This is a genomic window from Longimicrobium sp., from assembly GCF_036399935.1.
Classification (GTDB): Bacteria; Gemmatimonadota; Gemmatimonadetes; order Longimicrobiales; family Longimicrobiaceae; genus Longimicrobium.
Genome location: NZ_DASWMD010000034.1, coordinates 1 through 18410, shown reverse-complemented (window position 1 = coordinate 18410; position 18410 = coordinate 1). Strand labels below are relative to the sequence as shown.

Annotated in this window: 18 protein-coding genes; 8 read left to right on the top strand and 10 right to left on the bottom strand. The window is 71.3% G+C overall.

All coding sequences use genetic code 11. The features are described from left to right. Window positions 1–190: 190 nt before the first annotated feature. From VGB24_RS11360 to VGB24_RS11315, 10 genes are all read right to left on the bottom strand, one after another. Window positions 191–1108 carry a hypothetical protein gene (locus VGB24_RS11360; protein ID WP_331073059.1) on the bottom strand — a complete coding sequence of 306 codons (918 nt, stop codon included), beginning with the start codon at window positions 1106–1108 and terminating at the stop codon, window positions 191–193. Between the two features lies 1 nt (window position 1109). After that, complete coding sequence (locus VGB24_RS11355; RefSeq protein WP_331073058.1) at window positions 1110–1511, bottom strand: lasso peptide biosynthesis B2 protein; 402 nt, start codon at window positions 1509–1511, stop codon at window positions 1110–1112. Beyond that, on the bottom strand, window positions 1511–1801 hold the full coding sequence (locus VGB24_RS11350) for a PqqD family protein (RefSeq protein ID WP_331073057.1): 291 nt from the start codon (window positions 1799–1801) through the stop codon (window positions 1511–1513). Before VGB24_RS11350 ends, VGB24_RS11355 begins: the two co-directional genes overlap by 1 nt. A gap of 97 nt (window positions 1802–1898) precedes the next feature. Beyond that, window positions 1899–2255, bottom strand: coding sequence for a hypothetical protein (locus tag VGB24_RS11345; protein WP_331073056.1), 357 nt, complete (start codon window positions 2253–2255; stop codon window positions 1899–1901). Between the two features lie 113 nt (window positions 2256–2368). After that, window positions 2369–3496, bottom strand: coding sequence for a tail fiber domain-containing protein (locus VGB24_RS11340; protein WP_331073055.1), 1128 nt, complete (start codon window positions 3494–3496; stop codon window positions 2369–2371). A 52-nt stretch (window positions 3497–3548) separates the two neighbouring features. Next, window positions 3549–5321, bottom strand: a complete 1773-nt coding sequence (locus VGB24_RS11335; protein WP_331073054.1) for a hypothetical protein — start codon at window positions 5319–5321, stop codon at window positions 3549–3551. Between the two features lie 106 nt (window positions 5322–5427). Next, window positions 5428–5574 carry a hypothetical protein gene (locus VGB24_RS11330; protein WP_331073053.1) on the bottom strand — a complete coding sequence of 49 codons (147 nt, stop codon included), beginning with the start codon at window positions 5572–5574 and terminating at the stop codon, window positions 5428–5430. Between the two features lie 93 nt (window positions 5575–5667). Then, window positions 5668–6654 (bottom strand): hypothetical protein, encoded by a 987-nt coding sequence (locus VGB24_RS11325; protein ID WP_331073052.1) that lies wholly within the window; start codon window positions 6652–6654, stop codon window positions 5668–5670. Window positions 6655–6721: 67 nt separating this feature from the next. Continuing rightward, window positions 6722–6883, bottom strand: coding sequence for a hypothetical protein (locus VGB24_RS11320; RefSeq protein WP_331073051.1), 162 nt, complete (start codon window positions 6881–6883; stop codon window positions 6722–6724). Window positions 6884–6980: 97 nt separating this feature from the next. Next, a complete protein-coding gene (locus tag VGB24_RS11315) occupies window positions 6981–8018 on the bottom strand; it encodes a radical SAM protein (RefSeq protein WP_331073050.1) in 1038 nt (345 codons plus the stop codon). A 328-nt stretch (window positions 8019–8346) separates the two neighbouring features. Between VGB24_RS11315 and VGB24_RS11310 the strand changes: the two genes are divergently transcribed. From VGB24_RS11310 to VGB24_RS11275, 8 genes are all read left to right on the top strand, one after another. Next, window positions 8347–10683 carry a RecQ family ATP-dependent DNA helicase gene (locus VGB24_RS11310; RefSeq protein WP_331073049.1) on the top strand — a complete coding sequence of 779 codons (2337 nt, stop codon included), beginning with the start codon at window positions 8347–8349 and terminating at the stop codon, window positions 10681–10683. Between the two features lie 158 nt (window positions 10684–10841). After that, window positions 10842–12053, top strand: a complete 1212-nt coding sequence (locus tag VGB24_RS11305) for an acyl-CoA dehydrogenase (protein ID WP_331073048.1) — start codon at window positions 10842–10844, stop codon at window positions 12051–12053. A 157-nt stretch (window positions 12054–12210) separates the two neighbouring features. Further along, complete coding sequence (locus VGB24_RS11300; RefSeq protein ID WP_331073047.1) at window positions 12211–13782, top strand: Rne/Rng family ribonuclease; 1572 nt, start codon at window positions 12211–12213, stop codon at window positions 13780–13782. A 169-nt stretch (window positions 13783–13951) separates the two neighbouring features. After that, entirely contained in the window at window positions 13952–15319 is a 1368-nt protein-coding gene (locus VGB24_RS11295; protein WP_331073046.1) for a hypothetical protein, read from the top strand. A 124-nt stretch (window positions 15320–15443) separates the two neighbouring features. Continuing rightward, window positions 15444–15758, top strand: coding sequence for a 50S ribosomal protein L21 (rplU, locus tag VGB24_RS11290; protein ID WP_331073045.1), 315 nt, complete (start codon window positions 15444–15446; stop codon window positions 15756–15758). 15 nt (window positions 15759–15773) lie between these two features. Beyond that, window positions 15774–16073, top strand: coding sequence for a 50S ribosomal protein L27 (gene rpmA / locus VGB24_RS11285; RefSeq protein ID WP_331073044.1), 300 nt, complete (start codon window positions 15774–15776; stop codon window positions 16071–16073). A 214-nt stretch (window positions 16074–16287) separates the two neighbouring features. Next, window positions 16288–17526 carry an aminotransferase class I/II-fold pyridoxal phosphate-dependent enzyme gene (locus VGB24_RS11280; protein ID WP_331073043.1) on the top strand — a complete coding sequence of 413 codons (1239 nt, stop codon included), beginning with the start codon at window positions 16288–16290 and terminating at the stop codon, window positions 17524–17526. A gap of 497 nt (window positions 17527–18023) precedes the next feature. Next, window positions 18024–18188: a hypothetical protein gene (locus VGB24_RS11275; protein ID WP_331073042.1), complete on the top strand. Its 165-nt coding sequence runs from the start codon at window positions 18024–18026 to the stop codon at window positions 18186–18188. Window positions 18189–18410: the final 222 nt, after the last annotated feature.

Sequence of the window (18410 nt, the reverse complement as noted above, 5' to 3'; positions counted from 1 at the left end):
AAGGTGAATGCAGCGCACGAATTTAACACGATCCGGGCGCCTCCCGAAACCCGTGGCGCGGGTCTGCCGGCGCGCGGGGAGCGGCTGATGCCGCCGCTGGACCTGCAGAAAGCCCGGCCCGGGCCGCTGTCGCGTCCCGTCCGGGCTTCAACCGCACGCGCGCCTCGCCTGTCGGAGCGCAATCGTCCGCCTACGCCAGCACCCGTACCAGCCGCGCCGGGTCCGCGTACGTGTCCAGCCCCAGCCGCAGCTCGTACGCGGGAAGCGACGCGACCTGCTGCAGAAGCCGCAGCACCCGGGGGGCCGCGCCGCGGTCCGCCAGCAGCCAGGGCGACTGCCTCAGCAGCCGCGCCAGCGCGTCGGAGGCGGGCAGGCGGGCGCGGGCCGTAGGCCGATCGGCCTCCACCCGCGGAAACAGCAGCCCGGCCAGCGGCGCCGTGCGCGTCCACCGCCCCGGCCAGCGCTCGCGCGGGTCGGTGGTCCCGCGGCGGTGCAGGGGGGCGCCGCCCTCCCACCCCTCGTCCAGGTGAAAGGGACGGGGCCAGCCCTCGGCGCGCAACTCCCCGTCCGCCGCCCGGTACAGCACCACCTGGTCGTCCGACACGTACCGCCACCCCGCCTGCAGCAGGTTGGCGCTGGTGGTGCTCTTGCCGGCGTGCGAGTCGCCCACCAGCAGCCAGGCGCGGCCGCCGGGGCCCACCACGGCCGCCGAGTGCGCCAGCGCGCGCCCCATCCGCCCCAGCAGCAGCGCGGTCGCCATCGTCAGGCCCGACGCCAGGTCGGCCGCGCCCTGACCTCCGTCGGCCGGCGGAAGCGCCAGCTCCGCGCGCCCGGCGCCCAGGTCTACGGCGCCCGCCAGCCCCGACGCGGCGGCGAGCGAGGCGCGCTCGCCCGAAAGCCAGGCGGCGACCTCCTGCACGTGCAGGGTCGCGGGGGCGCCGGGAGCTTCGGCCACCCCCGCCGAGGCGCGGACGCACACCACGGCCGCGCCCGGGGCCGCAACGGTGTCCCTGGGAAGGAGCGGAATCCAGAACGAGGCGGCGGGCATCACCGCGGGGGCGACCTCCAGGCGGAGTGCGCCGTCGTGCAGCAGGGAGATGACGGTCACGTCACGCGGGCCGGCCGGCCTTCGGCGAAAAGGCCTGCATGGCGTCGGGCGCGGGGGGCTCGGCGGCGGGGTTGGGCACCACCCAGGCGTGGGCCAGGATTCCGCCGGAGCCCGGGTCGCTCTTCACCCCGATGCGAACCACCGCCGGAATGCCGTATCGCCGCAGCACCAGGCACTCGGCCACGCTGCGGTACAGGCAGGTGCTCTTCCACGGCAGGCCGGGAACCTGTCCCAGCACCCTCACCGTCACCAGCGCCGCGCGCACGGCCCCTCGCGGCGGCCGCGCGCCGGGCCCGGCGCCCGCGGGTTCGTGCAGCAGCTCCGTCCACCGCCGGCCGTGCAGCCACAGGGGAACGCGCAGCCCCGCCCACACCCCGGTGAGCGCGGCGTCGGCCAGCTGCATCACCCCTGCCCGGCGCCGGCGGGAGATACGAGGCGGCGCTCCGCCAGTTCGGCCAGCAAGCTGTCCACGGCCGGGGCCGCGTCAGCGCGTTCCACCTCGAACTGGGCGCAGAGGTCGTCCACCAGGGCGGCACGCCCCAGCCCCCGCTCCAGCCCCTTGAAGACGACCGCCGCCGTGGCGTTCAGGCGGTAGTAGTCCTTGGTGTCCATGTGCAGCAGCACCGCCTCGCCTTCCAGGTGGGCGGCCAGCACGTCGTCGGGAACGCAGTATCTGGGTAGGGAGTCGCTCATCGGCCGTTGTTCGCGAGCCCCCGCGGCGCTCATGCCGCGGGGACGTGCAAAGATGGTGGATCTGCCCCGCGCGCACCGGTTGGGCAGCGGCGGGCGCCTACCGTGGCGGGTTGCGGAACCGCTCGCAGGCGTTGAGAACGGTGGACTTCACCGGCTCTTCCAGCGAGCGTGCCTGGATCATGCAGCTGGCGTACTGCTTCTCGGGAGTGTCGACGAACGGCTCCGTCGGGGCGGTATACTCCGGGCCCATCACCTTGCGGGTCATTGCCTCTCCTTCCGCCTTGGTATTGGCCACGGCCGCGGCCGACTCCGCGGGCGTGAGCTGCGGCGGGACGTACTCCTTCTCGACCACGTCCGGAGCCGGTTCCGTCGCCTGGTCGGAGCCACGCGGTTCGTCGCCTCGGCAGGTTGCAAGGAGGAGGGCGAAGACGAGGGCCAGTCCGGGGCGGAGCATGGGATTCGGCGTGCAGGCTGGGTTATCCGAACAGGCCACACAGCCACGGGGCTCCTGGCCTGTTTCGGCGTCGTCGGCGCCGGGAGTCGCCCGGCGCGGGTTGCGGATTCGTTTCAGGGCGCCGGCTGGGTAGCCAACAACGCCTCGACACGCGCCAGCCGTACCTCGAGCGCCGTCTTGTCGGCCTGCAGCTGCTCGATCTGGCGCCCTTGTTGAGCGATCGTTCGCTGGAGTTCCTGCGCCTGCGCATCCAGGGCCTTGATGGCGGCGAAGTTGACGCCGTCAATGTCCAGGTGTCCGATGGCCAGCGGCTCGGCTCCCAGGCCGAACTCGCGCCAGAAATCCTCGGCGAAGGGGCCCATGTGCCGTGACTGTCTACCCTCGTCGATGTAGTTCCAGGTGTTCACGGGAATGCGCCGCATCCGGGCCAGCACGTCGTCGCCATCCACGTCCACGAAGTTCTCCTTCAGCGTCACGCTGCTGGCGCAGGTGATGGACGCGCCGCCCGCGGCAATGTTGCACCCGTTGGTCAGTGTCGCGTTGCTGCGGAAGCGGAAACCGCCGGCCGCGCGCACGGCGAACTCGTTGTTGGCCACGGCTTCGATGGAATCCGTTGTGGAGGCATCGCCGAACACCTTGGCGCCGGTGTGGCCGTTTGTGCTGGCTCGGTACCCGAAGGCCATGGAATAGTCGGCGTCGGCGGTCGTCCGGTACCCCAGCGCCACCGCCGCATCGCCGTTGCTCCAGGCGTTCTGACCGATGGCGACGCCGGCGGTGTTCAGGACGTCGTTGTTTAGACCCAGCGCCACGCCGAACGAGCCGGTGGTGGTGATAAAATTGCCACTGCCCAGCGCCACGCCGGCTTGAGCGCCGGATTCGATCGTGTTGCTGTTGCCCATCGCGAACGAATAGATCCCCGCGGCGGTGGTCAGCGCCCCGCCGGCCCATGAATAGTAGCCGATGTTGCTTTCATCCCACTGGCCCCCGGCGTCTACGTACCCGGCGCGGAACGCCACTTTTTGCGGATGCCACATCATACGCCAACCCGCGCCCGATGCAGGGATGATCCCATAACCGATCTGACCCAAGGCCACCAGTCCTCCAGCAGAGTCCACCCGGAATCGGTCGCCCGCAGGCAACCCGGAGCGCAGCTGGAGCAGGATGTCGGATTGCGCCGCTACAGGGGCGGCGGTTGACGCGAGCGCCAGGAGCGCGCAGAGGATCTTCACCAGCCGTTGCATGGCTATTCCGTCCGAGGAAGGTGGGTGTTGGGACAGTACGTCGGGAGCCCCGTTACGACGGCCGGACGCGAATGCGTTTGCCGGTGGTGCGCAGCCGGCCGCCCTGCACCACGATGCGGCCGCCGGTGACGTTGACGTTGCTGTCGGCGGTGTAGCTGCCTGTGACGCGCACGTTGCGCATGTTCACGTTCGACACCCCGCCGCTGATGGTTCCCGAGGTTCCGGCCAGGATCACCCGCCCGGTGCCCAGGATCTGGCCGTTGTTCCCCATCGCCAGGCTGCTGTTGATGGTAAGGTCGAACGACGAGATGTTGATGAACGGCTGCACCGTGGAGCCATCGACCAGGGTGAGCCCCGCGACGGTGATGTTCTGCGCCAGCACCGGGTAGTTGGGCCGGTCCCCCGGGATGGTGACGGAGTCCTGCACCCCGGGGTAGAAGTTCTGCGCCCAGTCTCCGTTGGTGAACCAGTTGGTGTCGACGCTGCCCGTCCAGTTGCGCATCATTCCCATCACGCTTACCGGCGACGTGGCGTTCAGCCGGCGGCCCGTGGCCGAGAGCGTCGACCCCCCGTACGTCATGTACACCGGCGAAGCGATGCCCGCCCCACTTACCAGGGGGGTCGGGGCGGGCATCGTGGCTGTCCCGTCCGTGGAGGCTAACCTCACCGTATCGGCGGCACCCGTCCTTACGTTCCCGTACCGGTCCATCGCCCTCAGCGTCATCGGGTACGGCATCCCGAAATTGGCGGGGAGCGCGGTGCCGCCCGTGAAGTTGGCTGCGCACGCGTCCAGCGTTTCGCCGGGGCGGTACACGGCGATGCGCGCGTAGGCACTGGGCGCGGTGATCGCGGTCACGGGCGAGGCGGCGGTGCCCGCGGTGCGGACGGAGCACAACTGGCGCTGCCCCGGGTAGTCGGTTACGAACGGGTCTGCCGCCGGGCTGCCGTTCAGCACAGTGACCGTCGTGGCGCCCAGGGCGGTGGCCCGCTCGCGCAGGCGCCTGACCGCGGCGGTGTCGCGGGCTTCCTCGATGCTTTCCGTCAGCCGCGTCTCGGTGTCGGTGACGGCCAGCACCTGGAAGATGAACGAGAACACGTCGGCGGACGAAGTGGCCTGCAGCGGCACGCGGAACGAAAGCGTCAGGATTCCACCGAACTGGTTGGGATCGGTCGTATGCGCAAGCGTGCGGTTGGCGTTCGTCAGGGCGCTCCTGACGACGTATCCCACGGGAAAGATGTTCGTGACGTCGGCGGGTTTCGTGATGGCGGCCACCTCGCCCTCGGTGAGAACCTGGAGCACGTCGGGGTAGAGCCCCTGCATGCTCACGAGGTCGCTCCCAAGCGCCACCGCGCCGGTTGGCACCACCTGCGCGGCGATCGCCGGATTCGCGGCGGTGCCGTCGAAGCGCCTCAACGTCGACAGGGGGGTGCCGGCCACCGTTCCCGGCCGCTCCACCAGCAGCATCGTCAGGTTCGTGAGCGGCGCGCCCGTGCTGTTCCGCACGCGATAGGTAAAGGATATGTAGCGGTGGCCGCCGTTCGTGCGGGTGCCTTCGACGAGCGAGGTCGATCCGATCGCTTCGAAGACGATGCCCGAGCCGGCGGGGATGACCGCGGCTGCGGGCCCGCGGCCGGCGGGCAGCAGGGCGGAGGTCATCTCGCCGCCGCTGATCCCGGAAACCTCAAACTCGTACAGCCCCACCGCGGTGGGCGGCGGCTTGGGGCGGTCGGAATCCGGATCCGCTACGGTGGGCAGCTTCTCGTCGCTGCACGCCGCCAACGCGAGCAAAATGACCGCGGACGAAAAGAGGGTGATGCGGCGCATGGAAACCGGTGGGCTCAAGGCGGGGAGGCAGGGCCGAGGGGCGCCGGCCGGCACGGGCGACGAGCGCACGTCCCGGGCTGGCGGCCACGGTCGACGGACGTCGGCGTCAGGCGCCGCTGCCGCCGAGCTGCTGCGTTTTGTCGGTAAGGCCGCCCAGGTCCTCGACCGCGGGCTGAACGAACGGCTTGCGGTCCGTCGCCGGCTCGCCGACCAGTGGAGCGGCCTGCTGGGGCTCGGTGCTTTGCTCAGGCATTTGCGCGATCACGGGAGGGGTCGTCGAGGGGCTTCCCACCTGCGCCTTCGCGGGAAGGCGCACTGACTAACATACGGACCATGCGCACGCGCGTCAAGAGCCCGCTACGGCAAGGTTTACGACGTTTTCCAGGTGCTCCGGGTCGCTGTAGCAGTCATTCCCCAGCCGTAACCGGAGGCGAGGGGCCCGGGCGGTGTCGCGCAGCAGCGAAAGTACCGCCGGGGCGGTCGCCGGGTCGCCGACCAGCCACGGACTCTGCCCGAGCAGCCCGACCAGCGCCTCGGCTTCGCCCATCGGCTCCAGCGCGGTGGCGAGCGGCGCCTCCACGCGTGGAAACAGCACCCCTCCCAGCGGAGCCGCGCGCCGCCAGCGGCCGGGGCCCCACGCGGCCGGGTCCACCCGGCGGCGCACGCCTTCCGGGTTCCCACGCTCGTAGCCCGTGTCGAGGTTGAACTTCCGGGGCCACCCTTCCACCCGCACCCCGGCCGGGCCGGGGGCCAGCACGACGTGGTCGTCGGCCAGGTAGTCCCATCCCCGGCGGATCAGGTTCACGCAGGTGGTGCTCTTTCCGCTGAACGTGCCGCCCACCAGCAGCCACGCGCGCCCGTCCGGCGCCACGACGGCCGCCGCGTGCACCAGGGTTCGCTCAAGGCGCCCCAGCAGGAACGCGGCCGACAGGGTGAGGCCCGCCGAGACCTCGGCCTGCCACTCGGGCGTCAGTTCCTCGTTCCCCGCCACCCGTACCGTGGCACGCCCCCGGGACGGGTCGATTACCGCGCTCAGGCGGCGTCCCGGCTCGCACAGCAGCACGCGGCCGGACGGGTCCGTCCAGCCGGCCACGGAACGCAGCTCGATCATCGGCTTTCCGTTCGGGACGTCGAAGCCGGGGTCGCCGCGTTCCACGTGGATCAGGGCACGGGGGCTTTGGGCCGCCTCGGATGGCACGAGCGGCACCCAGGGCTCCACGCAGTCCCACACGTCGGCGTCGGCGTGCAGCGCGAGCGAGCCGTCCTCCAGGAGCGCCCGCGCCAAGAGAGCGGGCGGAACGGCGTCAGGAGGGGCGGGGGAGGAAGTCGGCATGTCCTCGGGGCATGGCCGCGCGGGGCGACCTCCCGCTCCTTCGCGAAGAGGGAGCGGATGGGGGCGGCTAGAAGACGCTGCTGCCAGGGGTGTTCACGTTGCCGGTACCGCTGATCTCGTCGCCGCACGCAATCGTGCACAGCGTCAGGCTGGTCAGGCGCGGAAGGGTCTCCACGCGCGGCGCCACCCAGGCCCTGCGGGCGGGGGGCGTCTGGACCGGAACAGGCATGCTCTTGCCGTGCAAAGGAATTCACCTCGAAGGCGGGTGCACCGGAAGGGCCGGCACACGGGGACGAACGACGAAACGCCGCGGACGGCGCCTGCTTTCAAGCGGCTTGCGCCGCGGGGCGGTAGGTCAGGCCCACGAGCGCCGGCCGGGCTTGGCCGGGTCCGGCCGCCGCGTGCCAGGGCGTGCCGGCGTACGCGGCGATCCACTCCATCTTGCCCAGCGCGCGCGCGCAGCGGATGCACGGAAACGCCTCGAAGGGCCCGCCGCCGGGGCGGGGGCGGCTGGCCGCGCGCAGCCGGTCGATCCCCTCCACGTAGCGCGGCCACGCCTGGCCGAAGGGCTCGCGTGCCAGGTCGGCCACCACGTCGGCGTCGTTGAAGCCGTACTCCGAAAGCTGGCAGCAGAGCGAAAGCCGGCCGCGGGCGTCTACGGACAGGCGGCGCCCGGCGAAGGTGTCGCACTGCATCTCTTCGCCCTCGGACGGCGCGCCGTAGTCCAGCCGGATCCGGCACCGCCGCCCGGGCTCCGCGGCCAGCGCCATGATCTCGTCGCGCACGGGCCGCCATTCCTCCGGGGGCAGGTCGCTGTCGCGGGCGGCGCTTCCGGGAACCGGCTGGGGAAGGATGAAGTGCATCCGCACCGCGCCCAGCGACTCGGCCAGCTCCGCCGCCGCGCGCAGCTGGTGCCGGTCGCGCCGGTCGACCACGATGGACAGCCCCGCGGGAATCCGGCGGCTGGTCAGCAGCGCCATCGCCAGCATCACCCGACGGAAGCTGCCGCGCCCCCGCTCCTCGTCGTGCACCGCCTCGTCGGCGCCCGACAGGCTGATGCGCACGAACTCCGGCGGGTGCCGCTCCAGGCCGGGCATCAGCCGGCGCATGTGCCACCCGTTGGTGACCACGCGATACGGAACCCCCCGCGCGTGCAGCCCGGCGATGATGCCCTCCCATTCCGGGTGCAGCGTGGGCTCGCCGCCGGTCATGCTCACCGTCACCGGCCCCAGCATCGCCCGCGCCGCGTCCACCGTGTCGAACAGCAGCCCCGGGGGCAGGTTCTGAACGGTGGTGACGTCGTCGCGGATGCAGTGCGGACAGCGCAGGTTGCAGTGCTCGGTCAGGGCGAAGCCCAGGAGCATCGGTTCTCCGGCAGCAGGAGAGGCGGCGGACGCAGGGGTCCCGGCGGTGCGACGGCTGACGGGCAGGCCCGTGGCGGGCGGCGGCTGTGCGTGGGAACGGCGGAAGCACGGTGGACAAGCGCCTTTGGCGCCAGCGCCGCTCGTGCGGACCCGAAATCCTAATACTGCGCACGGGTTTGCGCAACCTCCCTGGGGGCGATCCGGGGACGCGGGCGAGCCCACGGGGCACGTCCGGGCGCGGTGGTGGTACGCAGGGGCTGTGCAACGGACGTCCTCGCGTCCATATTGTTCCCTTTGATGTGCACACCGGCCCTTGGACCGCCGCGCGATGAGCCAGGCAGCACCCGCCGCTTCCCCGATCCCCGATCCGCTGGACCGCGCCCGCGAAGAGCTGGGCCGGTACTGGGGGTACCCGGATTTTCGCCCCGGGCAGGACCAGGCCATCCGCAACATCCTGGCGGGCGGCGACTCGCTGACCATCATGCCCACGGGGGGAGGGAAGTCGCTCTGCTTCCAGGTCCCCGCGCTGCTGCTGCCGGGGGTCACGCTGGTCGTCAGCCCCCTCATCAGCCTGATGAAGGATCAGGTCGACAACCTGGAGGCGGCGGGGGTGCCGGCTACGTTCGTCAACTCCACCCTGGGCCAGGCCGAGATGAACGCCCGGCTCGACGCGGCGCGCCGGGGCGAGGTGAAGCTGCTGTACGTGGCCCCGGAACGCTTCGACGCCGAGGGCTTCCGCCACCGCCTGGCCGACATCCCCGTATCCCTCCTGGCGGTGGACGAGGCGCACTGCGTCTCCGAGTGGGGACACGACTTCCGCCCGTCGTACCTGCGCCTGGGCGAGGTGCGCACGCTGCTGGGCGGCCCGCCGGTGGCCGCGCTGACCGCCACGGCCACCCCCGAGGTGCGCGACGACATCGTCCGCCAGCTGAAGCTGCGCGAACCCCTGGTCCTGGTCACCGGCTTCGACCGGCGCAACCTGGTGTGGCACGTGCTGCAGGCCAAAAGCGACTCCGAAAAGGACCGGCTGCTGCTGAAGCTGCTGAAGGGGCGCGAAGGATCGGCCATCGTCTACGCCTCCACGCGCAAGGCGGTCGACGCCCTGACGGCGCTGCTGAACGGGGTGGGAACGCGGACGGTGGGGTACCACGCCGGGCTGCCGGACCGCGACCGCAAGCGCATCCAGGAGGAGTTCATGACCGGCAAGGTGCGGGTGGTGGTGGCCACCAACGCCTTCGGCATGGGCATCGACAAGCCCGACGTGCGCATCGTGGTGCACTACAACCTTCCCGGCAACCTCGAGGCGTACTACCAGGAGGCGGGGCGTGCCGGGCGCGACGGGGGCGACAGCGACTGCGTGCTCCTGCACGCCTTCCGCGACAAGTTCACGCACGAGTACTTCATCAACTCGGCCTATCCCCCCCGCACGTCGGTGGAAGCCGCCATGAAGGCGCTGCGCGAGCGTTCGGACGCAGACGGGCTGTACGACCTGCCCGTGGCCGCCCTCGCGAACACGGTCGCCGCCATCGACGACGAGCGGCAGGCCGCGTCGGCGGTGCGGGTGCTGGAGCAGTTCGGGCTGGTGCGGCAGACGTACGGCAGCGGTCCCCGCCCCGTGCGCGTGCGCCTGCTGGCCCGCCCCGAGCGCATTTCCCGCGAGCTGGCGGAGCGCCCCGACGAGCTGCAGATGCTGCGCGGGCTGTGGCGCGCCGCGCGCGGCGAGGCCATCTACCGCGGCGTGGAGCTCGACTGGCGGGCGCTGGACGGCGCCGCGGGCGGGGGCCGGGGCCGGGCGGCGCCGCTGCTGGACACGCTGCAGGACGAGGGGTTCGTGGAATGGCGGCCGCTGACGGGCGAGGGCACCTGGGTGCTGGACCGCGCCACGCCCGTGCACAAGCTGGCGGTGGACTGGCGGGCGCTGGACGAGCGCAAGCGGCGCGAGCTGGGCAAGCTGCGGCAGATGCAGAACTACGCCTACGCGGAAGGGTGCCGGCGCGGGTACGTCCTGCGCTACTTCGGCGATCCCGCGGCCATGGACCACTGCGGGGCGTGCGACAACTGCCTGGGGCAGAAGCCCATGGCCATGGTGGACCCCGCGGACCCGGGCGACCGGGCCATGCCGCGCCGGGGCAAGGTGCCGCGGGCGGACCGCGTGCGCGACGCCCTGCTGACGCTGCGCCGCGAGCTGGCGGCCCGGGAAAGCGTGCCCGAGGGGATGGTGTTCGGCGACGCGGTGATCGACGCGCTGGTGGAGGCGCGCCCCCGCCGCCCCGAGGCGCTGCTGCAGGTGGAGGGCGTGGCCCGGCCGCTGGCGGAGCGCTACGGGGCGGGGATCCTGCGGGCGATCGGCGGGGCCCTGGACCAGTACCGCGACCGTGGCGGAAAAGGCGACGCCTTCGAGCGCGCCGCGCCGGCCGGGGCGGCGCCGGCGGCCCCGCCCAGCGCCGAGCAGCGGCAGCTGTACGCGAAGCTCCGGGAGCTGAGGACGTCGCTGGCGCGGGAAGAGGAGGTGCCCGCCTTCTGCGTCTTCGCCGACCGCACCCTGGTGGAGATCGCCCGGCGCCATCCGCGGAGCGAAACGGAGATGCTGGCGGTGCCCGGGGTGGGGCCGGGCAAGATGCAGAAATACGGCTCGGCCTTCCTCGAAATCCTGCGCGGCGGCTGAGCGGCGCTCATTCCGGCGCCCCGCGCCGCTCCCCCGGGGCCACCTTTCCCAACGTCCCGTTCGCTGCTACATTCCCCCGGTTTAGCACAAGGGTCCGGGCGCGGAATTCCGCGTCCCACAACGACAAACGACTGCATCGCGGGGCTGCGGAACCACCCATGGAACGGTACTTCGACGAGAACCACCTGATGATCCGCGACATGGTGCGCGAGTTCGCCCAGAACGAAATCGCGCCCGTCGCGGGCGAGCTGGACCAGGCGTCGGAGTTTCCCTGGGAGAACGTCGCCAAGATGTCGGAGCTGGGGCTGCTGGGCGTGCCCTGGCCCGAGGCGATCGGCGGGGCGGGGATGGACGGCATCGCCTACATGATCGCCATCCACGAGCTCGCCAAGGTCGACGCGTCGCACGCCATCACCATCTCGGCGCACACCACGCTGGGCACCTCGCCCATCATGAACTTCGGGACCGAGGAGCAGAAGCAGCGCTTCGTCCCGCACCTGGCCTCCGGAAAGGTGCTCGGCGGCTTCGGGCTCACCGAGCCGGGGGCCGGCAGCGACGCGGGGGGCACGCAGACCACCGCCGTAAAGGCCGACGGCGGGTGGATCCTGAACGGCAGCAAGATCTTCATCACCCACGCGGGGGTCGGCGAGATCTTCGTGGCCACGGCGGTGACGGACCGCGACAAGGGCACCAAGGGCATCACCTCGTTCATCGTCACCAAGCCGACGACCGACCTGGAGCGGGCGCGCGAGGTGGGGGTGGGGCACAGCGACGAGCTGGCCTTCATCGAGGGCGTGCGCGCGGGGAAGAAGGAAGACAAGATGGGGTGGCGCGCCTCCGACACCCGCGAGCTGGTGTTCGAGAACGCCTTCGTCCCCGACGAGAACGTGCTGGGCGAGGTGGGGATGGGCTTCATCAACTTCATGAAGACGCTCGACGCCGGCCGCATCGGCATCGGCGCGCTGTCGCTGGGCATCGCCGAGGGCGCGTACGAGCAGTCGGTGAAGTACGCGGCCGAGCGGCACCAGTTCGGCAAGCCCATCGCCGAGTTCCAGGGCATCCAGTTCATGCTGGCCGACATGGCGACGGAGATCGAGGCGGCCAGGCACCTCGTGTACCACGCGGCCTGGCTGAAGGAGCAGGGAAAGCCGTACACCCGCGAGGCGTCGATGGCCAAGCTGTTCGCCTCGGAATGCGCCATGCGCACCACCACCAGGGCGGTGCAGGTCCACGGCGGGTACGGCTACACCAAGGAATACCCGGTGGAGCGCATGATGCGCGACGCCAAGATCTGCGAGATCGGGGAGGGGACCAGCGAAATCCAGCGGATGGTGATCGCCCGGGGCCTTCTCCGCGAGCTCTCCCACTGACCGGCGGGCCGCCGCCGCGGCACCTTCGCGGCGCTGCCCTTTGCAGAGGACCGATGCACATCCACAGGCGGAACGATGGGCGCGCCCGCGTCCTTCGCGGCTTCCCGCCCCCCCGTCCGGGTCTCGCCCGGGCGTGCCTTCGCGCCGCGGGGGCCGCATGAAGCGCGAGATCCTGATCAACGCCACGGCCCGCGAGACGCGAGTCGCCATCCTCGAGGACGACGTCCTGGTGGAGCTGATGGTGGACCGTCCGGACGCCACGCGCATGGTGGGCGACGTATACAAGGGGCGGGTCGAGGCCGTGCTTCCCGGCATCCAGGCCGCGTTCGTCGACATCGGCACCGAGAAGGCGGCGTTCCTTCACGTGTCGGACGTGGCGCTCGAGGACGACGACGAGGCCGAGGAAGACGAGCCGGGGGGCGACGAGCCCGCGGCCGACGAGGGCGACGGCGCCTCCGGCGGGGGCGGCAGGCGCTCGCGCAAGTACCCGCCCATCCAGGAGATCCTGAAGAAGGGGCAGGACCTGGTGGTGCAGGTGAGCAAGGAGCCCATCAGCACCAAGGGCCCGCGGGTCACCGCGCACATCTCGCTTCCCGGCCGGTTCCTGGTGTACATGCCCGGCTCCTCGCACGTGGGCGTGTCGCGCAAGATCGAGGACCGCGAGGAGCGGGCCCGGCTGCGCGCGCTGGCCAAGGAGATCCTTCCCGAAAAGTCGGGGGGGATCATCGTGCGCACCGTGGGCGAGGAGCTGACGCGCGAAACCTTCGCTCGCGACCTGCAGACCCTGATGGGCACCTGGGCGCAGATCAGGAAGAAGGCGAACAAGTCGCGCGGGCCCACGGCCATCCACCGCGAGGCCAAGCTCACGGCGGGGATCATCCGCGACCTGTTCTCGCAGAAGGTCGACTCGCTGACGGTGGACACCAAGACCGCCTTCGACGAGATCCGCGCGTACCTGGAGCAGGTGGACCCGTCGCTGGTGGAGCGCGTGCACCTGTACGACGACCCCAAGCCCCTCTTCGACGCGTACGACCTGGAGCGCGAGATCCGCGACGCCTTCCAGCGCCGGGTGAACCTGCCCTCGGGCGGCTACATCATCGTGGAGCCCACCGAGGCGCTGGTCAGCATCGACGTGAACACGGGGCGGTACACGGGAAAGAAGGACCCCGAAAAGACCATCCTGAAGACCAACGTCGACGCCGCGCGCGAGATCGCCCGGCAGCTGCGGCTTCGCGACGTGGGCGGCATCATCGTCTGCGACTTCATCGACATGGAGTCCAAGGCCAACCGCGACAAGGTGCTGCAGGAGCTGCGGCAGTGCCTTTCTCGCGACCGGGCGCGCACCAAGGCGTTCCAGGTGAGCGAGCTGGGGCTGATCGAGATGACGCGCCAGCGGGTGCGCCCCTCGCTCTACCACACGCAGACGGCGGCCTGCCCCACCTGCGCCGGCACGGGGCGGATCTTCACCCCCGAAACGGTGGTGCGCCGGATCGAGCGGGCGATCCGCCGCGCCGCGGCCGAGGGCAAGGAGCGCCAGCTGACGGTGCGGGTTCACCCCGAGGTCGCGCTCTTCGTGCTGGAGCAGGAGCCCCGCTTCCTTCGCACGCTCGAAGGCTCGCTGAAGATCACGCTGGCCATGCGCGACGACCCCCTGCTGCACCCCGACGAGATCAAGCTGATGGCCACGGCCACCCAGCAGGACGTGTCGCAGCGCTTCAACCTGGGCTAAGCGCAAGCCGCGCAGGCAGGTAGCGCCCAGGGGCATTCCGCCTCCGGGCGCGCGCCGCTAGATTCCCGGCGTGCCGCCGCCCGTCCCCCCGGGCCGCGGCGCGTGCGTTCCCCAGCCCGGCCGCTCCCGTTCCGCGCGGCAGGCCCGACCCTTCCGTGCGAGGTTCTCCGTGGCACTCACGTTCTTCCGCCGCCTTTCGCCGCGCCCGCTGGGCGCGGCCGTGGCCCTGCTGCTGGCCGCGGGGTGCAAGGACGGCACCGGTCCCGATCCCGAGGTGCCCGCCAAGCCCACCTTCACCGTTCCGTCCGATGCCCTGGCCGCGCTGGACTGCACCGCCAACGTGGCGGGCGCCATGGTTTCCTGCTCGCCCGTCGCAAGCGCGGCGGCGCACGTGGAGTTCTCCGCCGCCAACGTCACCTCGTCGAATGGGGTCTTCGGGTTCGACGCGTCCGTGAAGAACCTGCTCGTCTTCAAGCTGGGCACCACCGGCGGCGCCCCGGCCGAGGGCATCCAGGTGTACCTGGCCGCGGGCCCCACGGCGTCGGCCGGCACCGGGGCCGTGGACGCGCGCAACGGCCAGGCGCGCACGGTGGAAGGGAAGCAGCAGGCGTTCTTCCAGTACGGCCAGGTGCTCGCCCTGAACGAGACCGCGTCGCAGCGCTGGGAGTTCACCGTGGGGAGCAAGGTGACGGCGTTCACCTTCCGGGTGTACGTGCAGGCCGCGAAGCTCCCGGTGGTGCTGTTCGACCGCGTGGTGGGCGGCAACCGCGACCTGTACCGGGTGGCCCTCGACGGCAGCGACCTGGTGCGGCTGACCACCCACGGCGCCGAGGACATGAACCCCACCTCCGGCGGCGGGACGGTGGTGTTCACCAGCTTCCGCAACGGCAACGCCGAATTGTACTCCATGCCGCTGGCGGGCGGGGCCGAGACGCGGCTGACCACCACCGCGGCGTTCGAGACGGAGCCCGCGCTGAACCGCGAGGGAACGCGGCTGGCCTACTCCTACGACGCCAGCGGCGTTTCCAAGGTGTTCGTGGCGGCGGCCAACGGCACCGGCGCCACGCGCGCGGCCTCGAGCAGCTTCGGCTTCGGCGGCGCGCCCGAGGCGTCGCCGGCCTGGTATCCCGGGGCGGACCGCCTGGCGCTGGTGGGAACGGCCAGCGGCACCGCCGACGTCTTCGACCTGGCGGCGCCGGGGAGCATGCCCTCGCTGCTGCGCGGCGGCGAAAGCGCCGAGGTCACCCCCGCGTTCAGCCCCGACGGGAAGTTCCTGTCCTACTCGTCGAACGCGCCGGGGAACGCCGAGCTGTTCGTGCTGGCCCTGGCCGGCGGCGCCGTCACCCGGCTGACCGACCGCGCGGGAAGCGACGCGTCGGGCACCTGGACGCCGGATGGCCGCATCGTGTACCTGGCCTACACCGCCACCGGCAACGAGCTGCGCTGGGTGAACCCGGCGGGGGGCGCGAGCGGGCTCATCCTGAGCGGCGGCGCCGGCGCCACCCCGGTGCTGCGCCCCTTCGCGGTGCCCTTCTGACCCGCCCGGGCCGGGGAGTCCCGGCCCGCCACGCCTTGACACATGGGGTGTTTGGGGCGATATTGCTCGTCTTGTGTTGTTTTTTGGAGAACGGGCCAAGTCCGTGCAACGGGGTTCCAACGACATGTACGCCATCATCCGCACCGGCGGCAAGCAGTTCCGTGCCGAGCCGGGCAAGACGCTTCGCATTCCGTCCGTCGCCATCGAGCCGGGCGAAAGCCTTCGCTTCGACGACGTGCTCCTGGGCGCCGACGGCGACTCGATCAAGATCGGCGCGCCGGGCGTCAGCGGTGCGTCGGTGACGGCCGAGGTCGTGCGGCACGGCAAGGGCGAGAAGATCATCATCTTCAAGCACAAGCGGCGCAAGAACTACCGGCGCAAGCAGGGGCACCGGCAGAAGTTCACTGAGGTTCGCGTCAACGAGATCAACCTCGGCTAACAGGAGAGAGCAGCCATGGCACATAAGAAGGGCGGCGGCTCGACCCGCAACGGGCGCGACTCGAACGCGCAGCGGCTGGGGGTCAAGCGCTTCGGTGGCGAGAAGGTTCTCGCCGGCAACATCCTGGTCCGCCAGCGCGGCACCCGCTTCCATCCGGGCGCCAACGTGGGCATCGGCAGCGACGACACGCTGTTCGCGCTCGTCGACGGCCAGGTGCAGTTCGTCCGCAAGGACAAGAAGCGCAAGTCGGTGGCGGTGCTCCCGTTTACGCTGGAGCCCGTGGAAGCCGTCGTGGAGCTCGAGGCCGGCGACTGACGCCGGGCTTCGCCGCACGCAGCATTCGGGAACCGCCCCGGCAGTGATGCCGGGGCGGTTCTTCTTTTTGCGCCTGCTCGCGACGGGCGCGCACTTCCGCATGCGACGTGCTTCAGTCCCCGCGCCCCCGCGCGCGGGCGAGGTTCGTGCATGGGCGGGGACGGTTTCGGCAGGATGGCTCTGCCCTCCGGATCACCCGTCGCACCCAAAACGCATGACCGCGCAGCCCTCGCCCTGGCCCCCGACCTCCAGCGCCGACTTTCCCCGCATCGGCAGCCTTCCCGCGTACGTGTTCGCGGCCATCAACGCCGAAAAGCTGGAGCGCATCGCCGCCGGCCACGACGTCATCGACCTGGGGATGGGCAACCCCGACCTGGGCACCCCCGGCCACATCGTGGACGAGCTGGTGGAGCACGCGCGCAAGCCCAAGCACCACCGCTACAGCGCCTCGCGCGGCATTTACGGCCTGCGCGAAGGGATGGCCGAGCACTACGCGCGGCGGTACGGCGTGACGGTGGATCCCGAGACCGAGGTGGTGGTCACCATCGGCGCCAAGGAAGGGATCGCGCACCTGATGCTGGCCCTGCTGGGCGACGGCGACACGGTGATCGTTCCCTCGCCGGCGTACCCCATCCACCGCTACTCGGTGCTGTTCGCCGGGGGGCGCGTGCACGGGCTGCCGCTGGTGGCCGCGGCGGACGGGTTCGTGGATGGCGACGCGCTGCTGGCCGGCGTGGAGGAGGCCTGCCGCACCGTTTCGCCCGCGCCCAGGCTGCTGGTGCTTTCGTTCCCCAACAACCCCACCACGCTGCAGGCGCCGCCGGGGTTCTTCGAGAAGGCGGTGGAGGTGTGCCGCCGCAACCGGCTGCTGCTGGTGCACGACTTTGCCTACGCCGACTTCGGCTTCGGGGCCGAGCCGCCCAGCCTGCTGGCGGTTCCGGGGGCGCGGGAGATCGCGGTGGAGTTCTTTTCCATGTCCAAGTCGTACTGCATGGCCGGCTGGCGGGTGGGCTTCTGCGTGGGAAACCCGGCCATGGTGGGGGCGCTCACGCGGATCAAGAGCTATCTGGACTACGGCATCTTCGAGCCCATCCAGATCGCCGCCGCGCACGCCCTGCGCGCGGGGCAGGAGTGCGTGGCGGAAACGCGCGAGGTGTACCGGCGCCGCGCCGACGCCCTGGTCGGCGGGCTGAACGCCGCCGGCTGGCCGGTTCCGTCGCCGGCCGCCACCATGTTCGTGTGGTCGCGCATCCCGGACGCGTTCCGGGAGATGGGCTCCATCGAGTTCGCCCGCCTGCTGCTGCGCGAGGCCGGCGTGGTGGTGTCGCCCGGGCTGGGCTTTGGGCCCGAGGGCGAGGGGCACGTGCGCTTCGCCCTGATCGAGCCCGAGTCGCGCCTGGCCCAGGCGGCCGAGCGCATCGGGGCGGTGCTGGGGCGGGCCGCGGCCGGGTGACGGGCACGCGCTTTCGGCCCCCGGCACTCTTCCGGCTGCCCCCTGGCAGGGGCCTTCCCCCGCCGTCCGGGCCGGTCGTGGAGCATCGAGCGGCGGCTGGGCCCGGCGCCGCCCCCGTCTTTCGCGTGTAGGCCGCCCCGCGGCAATGCCGGCGCGGTTTTCGTCTTGGCGCGTCGCACGCGGCGTGTGAAACAGTTGTAAACCGTCCGGAGGGGTAGTGCGAGCGACGGGTGGGCCTGGCCTGTTTGGTCCCCGGCGTGGAAGGGCCGATAGGAGTTGCCCAAGGTTTGGACACGAAACGAGCCGTCCCCATGCCGCGTTCGGGCAGTTGTGGCGAATCTGCGACGATCTGCTTCAACTCGTGAGGCGGCTGAGACTTGCCAGGAACGGATGCCGCCGTTATCATGCCATTCGCCCGCGAGGGTCTGCCCGGGAGTTCTCACCCGACTTTCTCGCCTGCTGGTCCGGTCCCGTCCTTCAGCGACTTCGACGCTACCATGCATATCGATGCCCCCGTGTCCCCGGCCGCCCCGGCAGCCGAGCCCCGCCGCTCCTGGATTGCGCCGTCCGTGGTGGCGCTGGGAAACATGCGCGAGCTGACGCTGCTGACCAACCACACCATCGAATTCGAATGTCCGGCCGAGGACCCGTTCTGCGAGTAGTGAGCCCCGCCCCCCTTCCTGCCTCCTTCAACCGGTAGTTCACCATGAAGATCCGCCACGCCCTCAAGTTTGCCGCGCCGTTCCTGGCGCTTGCCTTCGTGCTCGGCTGCTCCGACGCGTCCATGCAGGACGCGCTGCCTACGCTCAGCGAGCCCGGGTTCTATCCGCTCCTGACCACCCAGGCCGCTCCGTCCGGCACCAGCCGCGTGAACCTGTCGCTCA